The following is a 16066-nucleotide window of genomic DNA, read 5'->3' as shown; positions in this document are numbered from 1 at the left end:
CCCTGACCATGTGGTCAGGGTCCTTCGTCGTCAGCAGATGATTTCAGCTGACTAGGCGGTCGGTGAGACCGTCGTCAGTCAGTCGACACCGAAATGATGTTTCGGCTCGACAGCTGCGATCGCGCGACCCAGCTGCTCGAGGCCCTGTGCGCGGTCGAGCAGATGAACGCGGAGGACGGGACGGCCCTTCTCCTGCAATGCCGCGGCATCGCCGAGAGCCTGCGCCCGCTGCAGTTCGGTGAAGCCATAGCGGCGTCCGGGAACCAGCAGATCCGTCCGGGGATCCGCAGTGATCTGCAGATACACACCGTTGGGGTGGCCGCCTTTGTGGTACTGACCCGTCGAATGCAGGTACCGAGGCCCGAACCCGAATGTGGTCTGCACACCCGCATGCTGGGAGACCAGTGCGCGAAGGTCCTCGGCATGGGCATCGGCGATGCGGTCGAGGAACGCCTGCACACCGACATAACCGTATTCATCGACCTGTGCAAAGAGTTCGCCGATGGCACCGACGAGGTCGGTGGCTTCGTCGAACTCGCCGAAGACTTCGATCTGCTCCTCGCGGAACGCCGGCTGCGCGGGTGCGCTCGACGAGCCCTGTGAGAGAGCCTGCCTGGCATGTGCCTTCGCCGACTCCACATCCGGCTGGTCGAAGGGGTCGACGCCGATGCTGTATCCGGCAATGGCAGTCGCGAACTCCCAGAACACGAACAGCTCGCCAAGGTCACCGTCGAGGTCGGAATCGAAGCCTGATGGCGCCGTGACGTCGGTGGCAGGACCCAGGGTGCACAGCATGGCGTCTGCTCGGGCATCAGAGAAGCCGACGTCGCCGGTTCCGTCGACAACGACGGGCAGGATTCCCTGGCCGTCCTTGCCCAGGGATTCGGCCACGAGCTGCTCGACCCATTTGCTCAATCCCGACAATGCGGGTGTGGTCTCCGCGAGCACGAGCTTCTCTGTCGCCCGGGCATGCCCGATGCCCAACCAGGTCCCGAACTGCAGGGCGGGATTGTCAGGTGCATCGGCTGCGAACCCGTCGACGGCCGCTGCCGCCGAGTCTGCGATCGCGCGGATGTCGACGCCTGCGAGACCTGCTGGGACGAGACCGAAGGCCGACAATGCGCTGTAGCGGCCTCCCACCGTCGGATCCGCGTGGAAGGTGGCCAGGAAGCCCTGCTCTGTGGCCAATTCGTCGAGTTCTGTACCCGGATCGGTGATCGCGATCAGGCGCGATGCGGGATCGATGCCCACCGATTCGAAGGCCGCGGAGAAGGCTCGGCGGATCGCATCCGTCTCGATCGTCGTTCCAGACTTGGACGCGACGATGAGCACGGTGTGGGACAGATCGGTCCCGATCGCCTCGGCGACCTGGTTAGGGTCGGTGGAGTCGACCACTTCGAGTCTGACTCCGGCGGCCTCGGCCATAACCTCAGGGGCCAGGGACGAACCGCCCATCCCGGTCAGGCTGATGGAACGCAGTCCCTGTGCCTCCAGCCGGGAGCGCAGAGATTCGATCTCGTCGACGAGCTGCGCAGCCCTCTGCGGCAGATCCACCCAGCCCATGCGCTGCACAGTATCCACGGCGCCGGTGAACAACGTGGAATCTTTGGCACCCAGGCGGGAGGGCACACGTGATTCGAGGAGGCGAGCTGCTTCGGCTTCGTAGTCCTCGGTGACCGGGACGCTGTGCTGCAGTCTCATGCCCGGTCCAATGCTGTGCGAATCGTCTCCTGCAGCTCCGCCCAGCTGACGTCGAACTTCTCAAGTCCCTGAGTCTCAAGCACGGTCATCACCTCCGCATAGTCGATTCCAAGCCGCGCCAAACGGTCGAAGACCTCATCGGCGGCCCGGTAGTTCTCCGGCGAGATCTCGGCAGTGACCTCGCCGTGATCGGCAAATGCCTGCATCGTGGGTTCTGGCATCGTGTTCACGGTGTTCGCAGACACCAGCCCCGAGACATACATGGTGTCCGGGTAGTCGGGGTTCTTGACTCCGGTCGAAGCCCACAGCAGCCGCTGCGGTGTGGCACCGGCAAGCTCGAGGACCCGGAACCGCTCGGAGGTGAACAGCTGCGAATGGATCTCATGGGCCAGGACGCAGTTCGCGATGCCTGCACGGCCCTTGAGCTCAGCTCCGGCCGGATCATCGAGGCCATCCAAGCGTGCGTCGATTTCCGCGTCCACGCGAGAGACAAAGATCGAGGCCACCGACTTGATCTGGCTGAGGTCATGTCCCGCCGCTCGAGCCTTCTCCAGCCCCTGGAGGAACGCTTCGACGACGTGGCGGTAGCGAGTGAGCGAGAACACCAGGGTGACGTTGACGCTGATGCCCGCGGCGATCGTCTCAGAGATCGCACGCAGTCCGGCTTCGGTCGCCGGGATCTTGATCATCGCATTGGGTTCGCCGACTCGTTCCCACAGGGCCTTCGCCGCCGCGACTGTACCCTCGGCATCGTGTGCCAATGGGGGAGCGACCTCGATCGACACCCGCCCGTCGTCGCCGTTGGTGGCGTCATAGACGGGGCGGAAGAGTCGGGCGGCCGCTGCGACATCCGAGGTGGTCAGTGATTCGATCGCCTCATCGGCGGTGACCTTGTCGGCGCCGAGTTCGGCAAGCGTGGAGTCATAGCTGTCGGATCCGGCGATGGCATTGGCGAAGATCGTCGGATTCGTCGTCACTCCGGTGACGTTCGAGTCCTCGATGAGTCGTGCCAGATCACCGGACTCGAGGCGAGTCCGTGACAGATCATCGAGCCAGATGGAGACACCGTGCTCGCTCAGCTTCGTCAGATTGGTGCTCATGCGTCCGCCTTCGCCGCTGCGATCGATTCCTTGGCGGCAGTAACGACCGCGGCCGGGGTGATTCCGAACTTCTCATACAGGGTCGCGTAGTCGGCAGAGGCACCGAAGTGCTCGATCGACACGGCACGACCGGCATCGCCGAGGTACTTGTGCCAGCTCATCGCCGATGCGGCTTCGATGCTCACACGCGCCTTCAGGCCACCGGGGAGGACCGCTGCACGGTAGTCCGCGGGCTGCGCGTCGAACCACTCCTGGCACGGCATCGAGATGACGCGTGCAGCGGTGCCTGCGGCCTGCAGCTCCTCGGCAGCGGCGATCGCGATGGCGACCTCGGAACCGCTGGCGAGGATGGCGACCTCGGGCTCGTCGGCAGTGTCGAGGAGGACATAGCCGCCACGAGCAGCCTCGGAGGCGGGAGCGTACTTCTCACGGTCGAGGACCGGAACGGCCTGACGGGTGAGCACGAGCCCGCTGGGGCCGTCGGTGCGGTCGAGAACCTTGCGCCAGACGACCGAGGTCTCGTTCGCATCGGCAGGGCGGACCAGGTCGAGACCGGGAATCGCACGCAGTGCGGAGAGGTGCTCGATCGGCTGGTGGGTGGGTCCGTCTTCGCCGAGGCCGATCGAATCGTGAGTCCACACGAAGACGTTGGGCAGCTGCTGCAGGGCGGCCAGACGGATGGCTGGACGCTGGTAGTCGCTGAAGACGAGGAAGGTGCCGCTGTAGGGGCGAGTTCCGCCGTGGAGGGCGATGCCGTTGCCGATGAGTCCGGCAGAGAATTCGCGGACACCGAAGTGGATGTTGCGCCCGTACTCATTGCCGGAGAATGCGCCGGTCGAACGATGCTCGGGCAGGAAGCTCGGGTCGCCCTTGATCAGCGTGTTGTTCGAGCCTGCCAGGTCGGCCGAGCCGCCCCACAGCTCGGGCATGGTTGCGGCGATGGCATTGAGAACCTGTCCGGAGGCGGCGCGGGTCGCGATGCCCTTGTCGCTGGTTTCGAACACTGGGAACTGGTCGTCAAGATCTGCTGGCAGTTCGCGCTTGGCCAGACGATCGAAGAGCTCGGCATTGGCGGGGTTAGCCTCGCGCCACGCAGTGTAGGACTCGTCCCACTCGATGTGGGCGCTGCGACCGCGGTCCAGTGCTGAACGGGTGTGGTTGAGCACCTCGGCGGGAACCTCGAATTTCTGCTCGGGGTCGAAGCCGAGGATCTCCTTGGTTGCCTTGATCTCGTCGTCGCCGAGTGCGGAACCGTGCGAGCCGCCGGTGTTCTGCGCATTCGGAGCGGGCCAGGCGATGATCGTCGAGAGACGGATGAAGGACGGACGGGAATCTGCCTTCGCAGCCTCCATCGCTGCATGGAAAGCGTTCAGGTCTTCGTTGTATTCGTCACCGGCGCGGAAGTCGACGTGCTGGACGTGCCAGCCGTAGGCCGCATAGCGGGCGGCAGTGTCCTCGCTGAAGGCGATCGCGGTGTCATCTTCGATCGAGATCCGGTTATCGTCCCAGATGACGACCAGGTTCGACAGTTCCTGGGTTCCGGCCAAGGAGGAAGCCTCACCGGAGACGCCTTCTTCGAGGTCACCATCGGAGGCGAGAACCACAACGGAATGGTCGAAGGGAGAGGCGCCCGGAGCAGCCTCAGGGTCAAAGAGACCGCGTTCGCGACGGGAGGCCATGGCCATTCCCACCGCGGAGGCAAGCCCGGAGCCCAGTGGTCCCGTGGTGATCTCGACACCGGCGGTGTGTCCCACCTCGGGGTGGCCTGGAGTCAGAGAACCCCAGGTGCGCAGCGCCTTCAGATCGTCGAGCTCAAGACCGAAGCCCGAGAGGTAGAGCTGGACGTACTGGGTCAGTGAGCTGTGCCCACAGGAGAGAACGAAGCGATCACGGCCTGCCCAGGTCGGATCGGCGGGATCATGCTTGAGACCGTGCTGGTAGAGATAGTGAGCAACGGGAGCGAGACTCATCGCGGTTCCGGGGTGACCGTGTCCGGCCTTCTGCACTGCATCTGCGGCGAGGAGGCGGGCGGTGTCGACTGCGCGGTTGTCGAGTTCTGTCCAGGACAGGGAGTTCATGTCTTCGAGCGATCCTTCGTTCGTCTTAGAGGCGTGCACTCAAACTCTACCGTGCCGGGTGATAAACGCGAGGGGTGAGATCACCAACGCTGAGATCGCGACCGCAGTGGTGCTCAGCAGCGAGGTGTTGGTTCCTGTTTGCGGCGGTCGGCGGCATCATCTGGATCCCGCTGTTCCTTTCTGGTCCAGTGCTCCTTTCGGCTCCAGAATCGGACTCCGAAACGCATCCGCCACCGACTGGCAAAATATTCGACAGAGGGTAGAATCGAGTGCGTGAGTGAACTTCGTCAGAACCAGGACACGCAGAGTGAACGCCCTCTGCAGAGGGCAATCGACGAGGAGCGACTCTCAAAACGTCCCCGCTCGATCATCAGTGCCTACATTGCACTGACCAAGCCTCGAGTGATCGAACTCCTGCTGGTGACCACCGCTCCGGTGATGTTCCTCGCCGCGCAGGGAATGCCGAATATCTGGCTGGTCATCAACACGCTCATCGGCGGCGCGGCAGCTGCCGCCTCCGCTTCGGTGTTCAACTGCTATGTCGACCGTGACATCGACGCGAAGATGGAACGGACCAAGCACCGTCCGCTCGTGACTGGTGAGATCACGCCCCGGGCCGCACTCATCTTTGCCTTTGCCCTGGGCCTGGGATCGATCTTCTGGCTCGGCGGCACCACCAACTGGGTGACCGCCGGCCTCACCGCTTGTGCGATCCTGCTCTACGCGGTCTTCTACACGCTGATCCTCAAACGTCGCACCACGCAGAACATCGTCTGGGGCGGCGCCGCGGGCTGCATGCCCGTCCTCATCGGCTGGTCCGCTGTCACCGGCGGACTCGCATGGGAAGCGCTCCTCCTGTTCCTCGTAGTCTTCTTCTGGACCCCGCCGCACTACTGGCCGCTGGCGATCAAATACAAGGCCGACTATGACGCCGCAGACGTTCCGATGCTGCCGTCGAAGGTGCCGCCGACGAACGTCGGTCGCCAGATGATCGCGTACACCTGGGCCATGGTGCTGTGCTCGCTGGCACTCATTCCGCTTGCCCCCATGGGCCCCGTCTACACGGCTGTGGCTGTTCTCGCCGGCGCTTGGTTCCTGTTCTCCTGCTACGCCCTCGTCTCTCGGGCGAAGAAGGGTAAGAGCGGAACATCACTGAAGGCGATGAAGGTCTTCCACGGCTCGATCACCTACCTGTCGCTGCTCTTCCTCGCAGTCGCAATCGACCCGTTCGTTCTCCCCGGCTTCTGGTAAGTCGCTGCTCGTAAGCCCGGCCGAGTAACGGTTCTACAAATGCCAGCGGCGTATTCTGCCGCTGGCATTTGTATTTCCTCAGTTAGCGCGGCAGCAGAGGCCGCCCGCGCCAGCGTGCCCCACCCAGCGTGACTCAATCACCCGGCGTTGATGAGGTCCTCGATGACGATCTTCTTCATTCCCATCAGCGCCTTGATCTGCGCATCGCCGGTCATCAGCTCGCCCAGATTCGCGGGAACGATCTGCCAGCTCAGTCCGTACTTGTCCTTGAGCCAACCGCACTGTTCGGACTCGGGGACAGCGGACAGTGAGGTCCAGTAGTGGTCGATCTCGGCCTGATCAGCGCATTCGACCGTCAATGAGATCGCTTCGTTGAAGTGGAACTTGGGGCCGCCGTCGAGGCAGATGAAACGGGTTCCGTCGAGGACGAAGACCCCGGTGATGACCTTCCCGCTCATTCCCTTGTAATGGGGATCCAGCGACTCATCGGGATAGCGTTCGATGGAGACGATGTGCGAGTTCGGGAAGACGGAGCAGTAGAACTCCATCGCCTCCTCGGCGTGATCAGTGAACCACAGGCTGGGCACGATCGGTGTTGGCATGGGTACTCCTCGAGTATGCGCTGTCCAGGACGGCAACGCTTGCCGCGATCGTAGCCGAGAGCCCGATCATATGGAATGCCACGAGGACGATCGGCACACCGGTGAAGTACTGGACATAGCCGATGAGACCCTGCGCGAGCTCGACGATGAGGAGCACGACGAGGGGCTTGACCATGACGCTGTGCCGCTTGATCGCGATGGAGAGGGCCACGATCGTGGCGATGACCATGAGCCAGACAGGGAAGGCATGCGCGCGGGTGATCCAGATGTTGTCCAGACCATTGCGTGTCGACATGGTCGAGCCCGAGTGCGGGCCGGCACCGGTGGTCAGCACACCGAAGAAGACGACGATCGCGGTGAGGACGAGGATGGTCCAGCCCAGCGCGGGCAGCGGAGACGGTGCTTTCTCACCGGTGCGAATGCCCGTGTCGTAGGTGCGGCGTACGAAGTAGGCGGCGACTCCCACCGCAATGGCGGAGGGGACGAAGTGCCCAGCCACGACCCAGGGGTTGAGCTTCGTCCACACGGTGATTCCGCCGACGATGGCTTGGACGGGCACGATGGCCAGCAGTCCGAGGTTGAGCCAGAACAGGTCGGGACGCTGCTTCCGCGACTTCCAGAGCATGAGGAAGATGACGACGCCGATCATGGCGAGAACCACCGCCAGCGTGCGGTTCCCGAATTCGATGAGGCCGTGAATGCCCATCTCCGGTGTCGTCACCAGGGAGTCCGGGGTGCATTTCGGCCAGTCGGTGCAGCCGAGGCCAGACCCAGTGAGCCTGACGATGCCACCGCTGAAGATGATGCCGGCCTGTGCGATGAGCATGACCCAGGCAGCGACGCGGATCTTCTTTGTGACCATTTCTCTCCTCATTCGAATCGGAACCACCTGCGTGCCGCAAGCGTTCCCAACAGCCCCCACACGAGGAGCACGATCAGTGCCTTGATATCGAAGCCAGCTCCGCCGACGGCCGCACGCATGGCATCGCCGAGAGCACCAGAAGGCAGATAGCCGACCACGGTGCCCCATTCTCCGGGATGTGCGATGACGAGCCCGCCCACGCCTGCCATGAGCACCCAGATCAGGTTGGCGCCGGCCAGAGTGGCCTCGGCGCGCACCGTTCCTGCCATGAGCAAGCCTAAGGACAGGAGTGCCGCGGTGCCAAGCAGTGTGGTCAGGATCAGTGCGAAGGCGTTGACGGGTCCATCGAAGCCCAGCCCCAGCGCGATGGCGAAGGCAAGTAGGAACTGGATGATGACGACGGTGATGACGGCGCCGAGCTTGCCGAGGATGAGTCCGTTGGCACCCAGCGGCGTCGTCGCCAACTGGCGCAGGACCCCATAGCGACGGTCGAAGGCCGTGGCGATCGCCTGCCCCGTGAACGCGGTCGATGCCAGGCAGAGACTCAGCGCACCGGGAAGTGCCACGGTCAGTGGGTCGGTGCCCTCCGGGACGAGGCCGAGGGCGCCCAGCAGCGGGGTCTTCGCGAGGAAGATGAGCATCCCCAGCGGCAGAATGAGGGAGAGCAGCAGCTGTTCGCCGTTGCGCAGGACCGAGATGGTCTCGAACTTCGTCTGCGCGATGACGCGCTTCGTTCTCATGCGAGGCATCTGGTTTGTCGGGGGCATCTGGTTCATCGCAGCGGCCTGCCCGTGAGTTCGAAGAACACGTCGGCCAGCGACTGCGAGTGCATGTCGATGTCTGTGATCGCCAGACCCGCCTCGGCGACGGCAGTGCACAGGGCCGCGATCTGGCCGCTGCTCAGGTCTCCGTCGATGACGAAGCCCGATCCCACCGCCGAGGTGGGGGCGATGGTGCTCATCGTGGAGCTGAGTTCGCGGTGTGTCTGGTCCAATGGACGATCGACGGTGATGACGAGTCGGCGGCCGGCGGGGGAGGCGTTGCGCAGATCTTCGGGCGCACCCTGGGCGATGATGCGTCCCCGATCGATGACGATGACCTCATCGGCAAGCTCCTCCGCCTCGGCGAGGTCATGGGTCGTCAGGACCACCGCCACCGAGGCGGCCGCGAGCTCACGGATGAAATCGTGGACGACCGCGCGTGCCTGCGGATCGAGACCGGCGCAGGGCTCATCGAGGAAGACCAGTCGCGGTCGGCCGATGAGTGCGGCGGCCAGGGCCACGCGCTGCTTCTGGCCGCCGGAGAGTCGGCGGATCGTGCGTGAGGCGAACTCATGGATGCCCAACGGCTCGGCGAGTTCGTCGATGGTCAGCGGATTGGGATACAGCGACGCCAGATGCCGCAGGACCTGGAGCGGCTTGGCGCTCATCGGCAGACCGCCGTCCTGGAGCATGACACCGGCAAGAAGGGAAGTCTGGTCGTGGCGGCGGTAAGGGTCGAGCCCGAAGATCTCGATCTGACCGGCATCCGGAGGCCTCGTGCCCACGGCCAGAGAGATCGTCGTCGACTTGCCTGCACCATTGGGGCCGAGCACACCGAGGATGGATCCGGTGGTGGCATCGAGGTCGATTCCGTCGACGACGTGGTGTGCGCCGTACGAGTAATGGAGACCACGAATGGTGAGGGCCGATTCTGACACCACACCATTCTACGACGCGTCGAATCGGCCCGTAGTTAGGCTCACCTAGTTTTACGAAACAAATTACGCAACAATAGTGTTGTGTTAGTCAAGGAGGTGGAGAATGGCTGCGAACGACACAGAAGATCGCCGTACCAGGGAGAAGGTATTTCGATCGGTGCTCGATGAAGGGCCGATCACTGCCTCGGCGTTGGCGAAAAGCCTCGACCTGACTCCCGCGGCGATTCGTCGTCACATGGATGCGCTGGAGACCGAGGGCCTCATCGAGGTCCGCGAGCTCGCCGGCAAGCAGGCAGGCCGTGGAAGACCGGCCAGGCATTACGTGGTCACCTCGCGTGGCCATGGGTCCGTCACCCACTCATATGACCAGCTGGCAGTCGATATCCTGCGGTTTATGAAGGACCGAGTCGGTCCCGAAGCCGTTGAGGAATTCACCGAGGACCTGGTCGCGAAACTCCGCGACAACCTCGGCGGGGAACTGGACCGACGGGGAGGCACCACAGTGGCTTCCCGCTCCCGGGGCCTGGCTGCGGCATTGACCAAGGAGGGTTACGCCGCTTCGGCGACACCGGTGGCGGCCGGAACCCCTCTCGAAGCGATGCAGCTGTGCCAAGGACATTGTCCGATCCAGGCAGTCGCCTCCGAGTTCCCCGAGATCTGTGAAGCAGAGCTCGCCATGTTCTCGGACTACCTGGGCGTCGATGTCCGCCGTCTGTCCTCATTGGCCCACGGCGACCACGTCTGCACCACCCACATTCCGACCTCGGAACTCACCAGACCACTCATCCACAGCAATGATCGACCTCAAGGAGGTTCACGATGACTGACACAGGCAATCGGATCATCGATGCGAATCCCGAGCTCAAAGACCTCGGACAGTACGCATACGGTTGGCACGACGGAAACGACGCCGGCGAGTTCGCCGCGCGCGGACTCTCGGAAGAAGTCGTCCGCAACATCTCGAAGTTGAAGGACGAGCCGGACTGGATGCTGCAGCGTCGACTCAAGGCGCTGAAGCTGTTCGAGAAGAAGCCGATGCCCAGCTGGGGTGCAGACCTCACGGGAATCCACTTCGACGACATCAAGTACTTCGTCCGCTCCACCGAGGGACAGGCCACCTCCTGGGAGGACCTGCCCGAGGACATCCGCAACACCTATGACAAGCTCGGCATCCCCGAGGCGGAGAAGCAGCGCCTCGTCGCCGGTGTCGCCGCTCAGTACGAGTCAGAGGTCGTCTACCACCAGATCAATGAAGAGCTCGAGAAGCAGGGCGTCATCTTCATGGACACCGACACCGGTCTGCGTGAGTACCCGGAGATCTTCGAAGAGTACTTCGGTTCGATCATTCCCTCCGGTGACAACAAGTTCTCAGCGCTGAACACCGCGGTCTGGTCCGGCGGCTCCTTCGTCTACGTCCCCAAGGGCGTCCACGTCGAGATCCCGCTGCAGGCCTACTTCCGCATCAACACCGAGAACATGGGCCAGTTCGAGCGCACCCTCATCATCGCCGACGAAGGCTCGTCGGTGCACTACGTCGAGGGCTGTACAGCACCGATCTACAAGACCGACTCGCTGCACTCGGCAGTCGTCGAGATCGTGGCCAAGAAGGATGCGAAGGTCCGTTACACGACCATCCAGAACTGGTCGAACAACGTCTACAACCTCGTCACCAAGCGTGCCATCGCCGAAGAGGGCGCTTCCATGGAATGGGTCGACGGCAACATCGGCTCCAAGGTCACCATGAAGTACCCGGCCATCTGGCTCACAGGGGAGCACGCCAGGGGAGAGACCCTGTCCGTGGCATTCGCCGGCGAGGGCCAGCACCAGGACACCGGTGCGAAGATGGTTCACGCCGCTCCGAACACCCACTCCTCGATCGTGTCGAAGTCCGTGGCCCGTGGCGGCGGACGTTCCGGCTACCGTGGACTCGTCCACGTGAACCCCGGAGCCAAGGGCTCGTCGAACAACGTCCTCTGTGACGCACTCCTGGTCGACAACATCTCACGGTCGGACACGTACCCCTACATCGACATCCGCGAGGACGATGTGACTCTGGGTCACGAGGCCACCGTGTCCAAGGTCAGTGAGGATCAGCTCTTCTACCTCATGAGCCGCGGCATGGAAGAGACCGAGGCAATGGCGATGATCGTGCGCGGGTTCGTCGAACCGATCGCTCGCGAGCTGCCGATGGAATACGCCCTCGAGCTCAACCGCCTCATCGAAATCCAGATGGAAGGTGGCGTGGGCTGAGTCAGCCTGCCACCGTCTGCTAAAGGAGTTTTAAGTGACTGATACCACCAATCCGCTGGGCCTTGATGAGCACTCTCATGGCGCCGGCGTCCAGGTTCCCGATTCCAAGCGGGACGCACGTACACGCAGCTTCGATGTCGCCGACTTCCCCGTCCCACACGGACGCGAAGAGGAATGGCGCTTCTCCCCGGTGCGCAAGCTCAGTGATTTTTTCACCGATGCTGCCTCCGAGTCGAAGCTGACCACGAAGGGCGACCTGCCCGAGGGCATCTCCGTCGAGGAGATCTCGCTCGAGGCCGCTCAGGAACTGGGCATCCTCGAACCCGAGGACCGGGCCGCAGTCGTGGCCGCCAACCGCGCCTCGACCGTGACCCACTACTCGGTTCCGGCCAACACCGAACTGAGCGGTGCCGCAATCATCCACGCTGACGGCACCGGCGACGACATCTCCCACGGACATGTCGTCGTCTCGGTCGGCGCGAACGCGAAGGCGACCGTCGTCATCGAGCACGAAGGTCTGGCCCGGCATTCCGAGCTGGTCTCCCTCGTGGTCGGAGACGGCGCCGACGTGACCTTCGTGTCCCTGCAGCTCTGGGACGACGCGTCACAGCACCTGGGCCAGCACGACGCGATCGTGGGCAAGGATGCGAAGCTTAAGCACATCGCCATCAGCCTCGGTGGAGACATCGTGCGCCTGAACACGAACGTGCGCTACTCCGCAGCCGGGGGAGAGGCCGAACTGCTCGGACTCTACTTCGCCGATGCCGGACAGCACTTCGAGCACCGCACCTACATCGACCACAACACGCCGAAGGCCACGTCGAACGTCCACTACAAGGGCGCTCTTCAGGGCAAGGACGCACGCAGCGTCTGGATCGGCGACGTGCTCATCCGCCCCGAAGCTCTCGACATCGACACTTACGAGCTCAACCGCAACCTCATCCTCAGCGATGGTGCGCGTGCCGACTCGGTGCCGAACCTCGAGATCGAGACCGGCGACATCGCCGGTGCGGGACACGCCTCCTCGACCGGACGCTTCGATGAGGAGCACCTGTTCTACCTGATGAGCCGCGGCATCCCCGAGGAAGTCGCCCGTCAGCTCGTGGTCCGCGGATTCTTCAACGAAGTGATCCAGAAGATCCAGGTCCCCGAGATCGAAGAGGTCCTCAACGAGCGAATCGAGGAAGAACTCTCCCGGAGCGTTCTGTGACCATGATCGACGTTGCGGCCGCCGACGAGGTGGCCGCGGGAGCGACGATGCGCATCGAAGTCGACAACTTCGAGATCTGCATCGCCCGCGACTCCGATGGCACGATCCACGCCGTCGACGATCTCTGCACTCACGGCGAAGTATCGCTGGCCGAGGGCGAAGTGGAAGGATGCGCCATCGAATGCTGGCTGCACGGCTCCCAGTTCGATCTCACCTCCGGCAAGCCGCTGAGCCCACCGGCCTTCGAACCGATCGCAGTCTATGACTGCAAGGAGATCGCCGGCCGCATCCTGATTGACCCGAGCACAGTGCTCAATTGACCAGCACGCTCAACTGATCACCACGCTTACCTGAACTGAAAAGGATTGACATGTCCACTCTGAAAATCACTGACCTGCACGTCAGCGTCAACACCGAAACCGGTCCCAAGCCGATCCTCAACGGCATCAACCTGGAGATCAACTCCAACGAGACCCACGCCATCATGGGCCCCAACGGCTCCGGCAAGTCCACCCTGGCCTACTCCCTGGCCGGTCACCCGAAGTACCAGGTGACCTCGGGCACCGTCACCCTCGACGGTGAAGACGTCCTCGCGATGTCCGTCGACGAGCGTGCCAAGGCAGGCGTGTTCCTGGCCATGCAGTACCCAGTCGAGGTTCCCGGCGTGACCGTGACGAACTTCCTGCGTTCGGCTAAGACCGCAATCGACGGCGAAGCTCCGAAGCTGCGTCACTGGACCAAGGACCTCAAGTCCGCGATGGAGAACCTCCGCGTGGATCCCGAGTTCGCCAGCCGCAACGTCAACGAAGGATTCTCCGGCGGTGAGAAGAAGCGCCACGAGATCCTCCAGATGGAGATGCTCAAGCCCAAGTTCTCGGTCCTCGACGAGACCGACTCCGGCCTCGACGTCGATGCCCTGCGCATCGTGTCCGAGGGCATCAACCGGGTCCGCGAGACGACCGATGTCGGCGTTCTCCTCATCACGCACTACACGCGTATCCTCAGCTACGTCAAGCCTGACCACGTGCACGTGATCATCAAGGGCAAGGTCGCTGAAGAAGGCGGACCGGAACTGGCCGAACGCCTCGAGAACGAAGGCTACGACCGCTTCCTGCAAGCACCGGCCTGATGTTCGCTCGACTTCGGAACGACTTCCCGATCCTGGACACCAGGGTCGGGGAGTCGCCTCTGAGCTATCTTGACTCGGGCGCGACTTCGCAGAAGCCGCAGTGTGTCATCGACACATTCACCGAGTACTACTCGCAGCGCAACGCCGCTGTCCATCGCGGGGCGCATTCGCTCGCGGTGATGGCCACCGACGCGTTCGAGGCCGGCCGGGAAGCTGTGGCCAACCTCGTCGGCGGAACACCGGAACAGGTGTGCTGGACGAAGAACGCCACCGAGGCCCTCAACGTGGTCGCGCTCGGCATCGACCGAGCCAGCCACGGCTTCGGCGGGGAATCCGCGCAGCGCTTCAACCTCGGGTCCGGCGATTCGATCGTCGTGACCGAGATGGAGCACCACGCGAACCTCGTGCCCTGGCAGCAGTTGGCGCACTCGACCGGCGCCACGCTCCGGTGGGTTCCCGTCACTGATTCCGGTGAGCTCGACCTCAGTGATCTGGACACCATCGTCGATGAGACCACGAAGGTCTTCGCCTTCACCCATGTCTCCAACGTGCTCGGCACCATCAACCCGGTCGACACACTCGTCGCCCGAGCTCGAGAGGTCGGCGCCCTCGTCGTCCTCGACGCGTGCCAATCGGTCCCGCACATGCCCGTGAACTTCGTTGACCTCGATGTCGACTTCGCGGCCTTCTCCGCGCACAAGGCACTGGGGCCCACCGGCCTCGGCACCCTGTGGGGCAAGTCGGAGCTGCTCAATGCACTGCCCCCGGTCCTGACCGGCGGATCCATGATCACCACGGTGACCATGGAGGATTCAGAGTTCATGGACGCACCACAGCGCTTCGAGGCCGGAACCCAGCCCGTGGCCGAGGTTGCGGCGTTCACCACCGCGGTCAACTACCTCGCCGAGGTGGGCCTGGACAAAATCTTCGACCATGAGCGAGACCTCACCCGAGTTCTCCTCGACGGAATCGCAGAGATTCCCGGCATCACCGTGCTCGGCTCGGCCGAGGACCGGATCGGCACCGTGGCCTTCGACGTCGACGGCGTCCACGCCCACGATGTCGGCCAGTATCTTGATTCCCAGGGCGTCGCGGTCCGGGTCGGTCACCACTGTGCTCAGCCGCTGCACCGGCGTTTCGGCGTCACCGCCACAACCCGGGCGAGCACCTACCTGTACAACAACACCGAGGACTGTGAGCGGTTCCTGACCGCTCTGGCCGAGGTACGTCCCTTCTTCGGCGTTCAGTGAGGTCTCGGTCATGAGCACACAGATGCAGCAGCTCTACCAACAGGTCATCCTCGACCACTCGCGGGAACGGATCGGCAACGCTGATCTGCTCGGAGACATGGCCGCGGGGCCGCACGGCTCCTCGCACCAGATCAATCCCACGTGTGGGGACGAGATCGAACTCGAAACCGAGTTGGGCAGCGACGGCAGCATCGTCGTGCGCTGGACCGGCGACGGGTGCTCGATCTCGATGGCCTCGGCTTCGGTTCTGTCCGAGCTCGCCGAGGAGAACACGCTCGAGGGCATGCTCGATGTCGAAGCGAAGTTCCACGAACTCATGCACTCCCGTGGGACAATGGCAGGGGACGAGGAAATACTCGGCGACGCCGCGGCGTTCTCCGGAGTGTCGAAGTTCCCGGCCAGGATCAAGTGCGCACTCCTGTCCTGGGTGGCGTTCAAGGATGCACTCAACCAAGCCCAAACGTCTCTGAAGGAGTAAGAATGCCCGAAGTGATAGACGCACCGCAGAATGCAAGCATCGACGAGGTGCGCGAAGCGATGATGGATGTCGTCGACCCTGAGCTCGGCGTCAACATCGTCGATCTCGGACTCGTCTACGGCCTCTCAGTCGAAGACGACGGAACCGCCGTCGTCGAAATGACGCTGACCTCAGCGGCCTGCCCGCTGACCGACGTCATCGAGGACCAGACGGCTCAGTGCCTCGAAGGCATCGTGCCGGCCTACCGGATCAACTGGGTCTGGATGCCGCCATGGGGTCCGGAGAAGATCACAGACGACGGTCGCGAACAGATGCGCGCCCTCGGCTTCAACATCTGATCTTCGTCACCTGAGACGTCCCCGCGGGGACGTCGCACCCTCACCTCGCCGAGGTGGGAGCATCGATTCCGGTGCCCCCACCTCGGCGATGTTCGTGAGTACCTGTGTACCGGTCCCG

The 16066-nt window shown here is 63.5% G+C and carries 16 protein-coding genes; 9 read left to right on the top strand and 7 right to left on the bottom strand.

Going from position 1 to position 16066, the window contains the following annotated elements; genetic code table 11:
- Positions 1-78 precede the first annotated feature (78 nt).
- Genes CXR25_RS10270 through tkt form a run of 3 tightly spaced genes read right to left on the bottom strand, consistent with a single transcriptional unit; the run spans position 79 to position 4879 of the window.
- Positions 79-1701, bottom strand: coding sequence for a glucose-6-phosphate isomerase (locus CXR25_RS10270; RefSeq protein WP_125240540.1), 1623 nt, complete (start codon positions 1699-1701; stop codon positions 79-81).
- Positions 1698-2801, bottom strand: a complete 1104-nt coding sequence (gene tal, locus CXR25_RS10265) for a transaldolase (RefSeq protein WP_009881369.1) — start codon at positions 2799-2801, stop codon at positions 1698-1700. The genes CXR25_RS10270 and tal overlap by 4 nt, the downstream gene beginning before the upstream one ends.
- Complete coding sequence (gene tkt / locus CXR25_RS10260) at positions 2798-4879, bottom strand: transketolase (protein ID WP_096145586.1); 2082 nt, start codon at positions 4877-4879, stop codon at positions 2798-2800. Before tkt ends, tal begins: the two co-directional genes overlap by 4 nt.
- Before the next feature lie 273 nt (positions 4880-5152).
- Here tkt and CXR25_RS10255 point away from each other — a divergent pair, with 273 nt between their 5' ends.
- Entirely contained in the window at positions 5153-6130 is a 978-nt protein-coding gene (locus tag CXR25_RS10255) for a heme o synthase (protein ID WP_009881367.1), read from the top strand.
- Between the two features lie 137 nt (positions 6131-6267).
- Here the strand turns inward: CXR25_RS10255 and CXR25_RS10250 are convergent, their stop codons facing one another.
- Genes CXR25_RS10250 through CXR25_RS10235 form a run of 4 tightly spaced genes read right to left on the bottom strand, consistent with a single transcriptional unit; the run spans position 6268 to position 9293 of the window.
- On the bottom strand, positions 6268-6732 hold the full coding sequence (locus CXR25_RS10250; protein ID WP_096145585.1) for a VOC family protein: 465 nt from the start codon (positions 6730-6732) through the stop codon (positions 6268-6270).
- Positions 6695-7594: a COX15/CtaA family protein gene (locus tag CXR25_RS10245; protein ID WP_009881365.1), complete on the bottom strand. Its 900-nt coding sequence runs from the start codon at positions 7592-7594 to the stop codon at positions 6695-6697. The genes CXR25_RS10250 and CXR25_RS10245 overlap by 38 nt, the downstream gene beginning before the upstream one ends.
- 8 nt (positions 7595-7602) lie before the next feature.
- Positions 7603-8334 carry an ABC transporter permease gene (locus CXR25_RS10240; RefSeq protein ID WP_226823534.1) on the bottom strand — a complete coding sequence of 244 codons (732 nt, stop codon included), beginning with the start codon at positions 8332-8334 and terminating at the stop codon, positions 7603-7605.
- 32 nt (positions 8335-8366) lie between these two features.
- Positions 8367-9293, bottom strand: a complete 927-nt coding sequence (locus tag CXR25_RS10235; protein WP_009881363.1) for an ABC transporter ATP-binding protein — start codon at positions 9291-9293, stop codon at positions 8367-8369.
- Positions 9294-9396: 103 nt separating this feature from the next.
- Here CXR25_RS10235 and CXR25_RS10230 point away from each other — a divergent pair, with 103 nt between their 5' ends.
- The 8 genes from CXR25_RS10230 to CXR25_RS10195 are packed head-to-tail and all read left to right on the top strand — an operon-like array spanning position 9397 to position 15948.
- Positions 9397-10116 carry a helix-turn-helix transcriptional regulator gene (locus tag CXR25_RS10230; RefSeq protein ID WP_009881362.1) on the top strand — a complete coding sequence of 240 codons (720 nt, stop codon included), beginning with the start codon at positions 9397-9399 and terminating at the stop codon, positions 10114-10116.
- Entirely contained in the window at positions 10113-11543 is a 1431-nt protein-coding gene (sufB, locus tag CXR25_RS10225; RefSeq protein ID WP_009881361.1) for a Fe-S cluster assembly protein SufB, read from the top strand. Before CXR25_RS10230 ends, sufB begins: the two co-directional genes overlap by 4 nt.
- Positions 11544-11577: 34 nt before the next feature.
- On the top strand, positions 11578-12753 hold the full coding sequence (sufD, locus tag CXR25_RS10220; protein WP_009881360.1) for a Fe-S cluster assembly protein SufD: 1176 nt from the start codon (positions 11578-11580) through the stop codon (positions 12751-12753).
- Positions 12750-13073: a non-heme iron oxygenase ferredoxin subunit gene (locus CXR25_RS10215; protein ID WP_009881359.1), complete on the top strand. Its 324-nt coding sequence runs from the start codon at positions 12750-12752 to the stop codon at positions 13071-13073. Before sufD ends, CXR25_RS10215 begins: the two co-directional genes overlap by 4 nt.
- Before the next feature lie 50 nt (positions 13074-13123).
- Positions 13124-13882: a Fe-S cluster assembly ATPase SufC gene (gene sufC, locus CXR25_RS10210; RefSeq protein ID WP_009881358.1), complete on the top strand. Its 759-nt coding sequence runs from the start codon at positions 13124-13126 to the stop codon at positions 13880-13882.
- Positions 13882-15132: a SufS family cysteine desulfurase gene (locus CXR25_RS10205; protein WP_125240539.1), complete on the top strand. Its 1251-nt coding sequence runs from the start codon at positions 13882-13884 to the stop codon at positions 15130-15132. Before sufC ends, CXR25_RS10205 begins: the two co-directional genes overlap by 1 nt.
- A gap of 10 nt (positions 15133-15142) precedes the next feature.
- Complete coding sequence (sufU, locus tag CXR25_RS10200; protein ID WP_009881356.1) at positions 15143-15610, top strand: Fe-S cluster assembly sulfur transfer protein SufU; 468 nt, start codon at positions 15143-15145, stop codon at positions 15608-15610.
- Between the two features lie 2 nt (positions 15611-15612).
- Positions 15613-15948, top strand: coding sequence for a metal-sulfur cluster assembly factor (locus CXR25_RS10195; RefSeq protein WP_009881355.1), 336 nt, complete (start codon positions 15613-15615; stop codon positions 15946-15948).
- Positions 15949-16066 lie beyond the last annotated feature (118 nt).

The sequence above is a fragment of the Brevibacterium aurantiacum genome, assembly GCF_003932995.1.
Taxonomy (GTDB): domain Bacteria; phylum Actinomycetota; class Actinomycetes; order Actinomycetales; family Brevibacteriaceae; genus Brevibacterium; species Brevibacterium aurantiacum.
This window is presented reverse-complemented; position numbering and strand designations above follow the sequence as displayed.

Bases quoted from the DNA above. Each gene is read 5' to 3' on its own strand.
- CXR25_RS10270 (WP_125240540.1), bottom strand. From the start codon at position 1,701: ATGAGACTGCAGCACAGCGTCCCGGTCACCGAGGACTACGAAGCCGAA.
- tal (WP_009881369.1), bottom strand. From the start codon at position 2,801: ATGAGCACCAATCTGACGAAGCTGAGCGAGCACGGTGTCTCCATCTGG.
- tkt (WP_096145586.1), bottom strand. From the start codon at position 4,879: ATGAACTCCCTGTCCTGGACAGAACTCGACAACCGCGCAGTCGACACC.
- CXR25_RS10250 (WP_096145585.1), bottom strand. From the start codon at position 6,732: ATGCCAACACCGATCGTGCCCAGCCTGTGGTTCACTGATCACGCCGAG.
- CXR25_RS10245 (WP_009881365.1), bottom strand. From the start codon at position 7,594: ATGGTCACAAAGAAGATCCGCGTCGCTGCCTGGGTCATGCTCATCGCA.
- CXR25_RS10240 (WP_226823534.1), bottom strand. From the start codon at position 8,334: ATGAGAACGAAGCGCGTCATCGCGCAGACGAAGTTCGAGACCATCTCG.
- CXR25_RS10230 (WP_009881362.1), top strand. From the start codon at position 9,397: ATGGCTGCGAACGACACAGAAGATCGCCGTACCAGGGAGAAGGTATTT.
- sufB (WP_009881361.1), top strand. From the start codon at position 10,113: ATGACTGACACAGGCAATCGGATCATCGATGCGAATCCCGAGCTCAAA.
- sufC (WP_009881358.1), top strand. From the start codon at position 13,124: ATGTCCACTCTGAAAATCACTGACCTGCACGTCAGCGTCAACACCGAA.
- CXR25_RS10205 (WP_125240539.1), top strand. From the start codon at position 13,882: ATGTTCGCTCGACTTCGGAACGACTTCCCGATCCTGGACACCAGGGTC.
- sufU (WP_009881356.1), top strand. From the start codon at position 15,143: ATGAGCACACAGATGCAGCAGCTCTACCAACAGGTCATCCTCGACCAC.
- CXR25_RS10195 (WP_009881355.1), top strand. From the start codon at position 15,613: ATGCCCGAAGTGATAGACGCACCGCAGAATGCAAGCATCGACGAGGTG.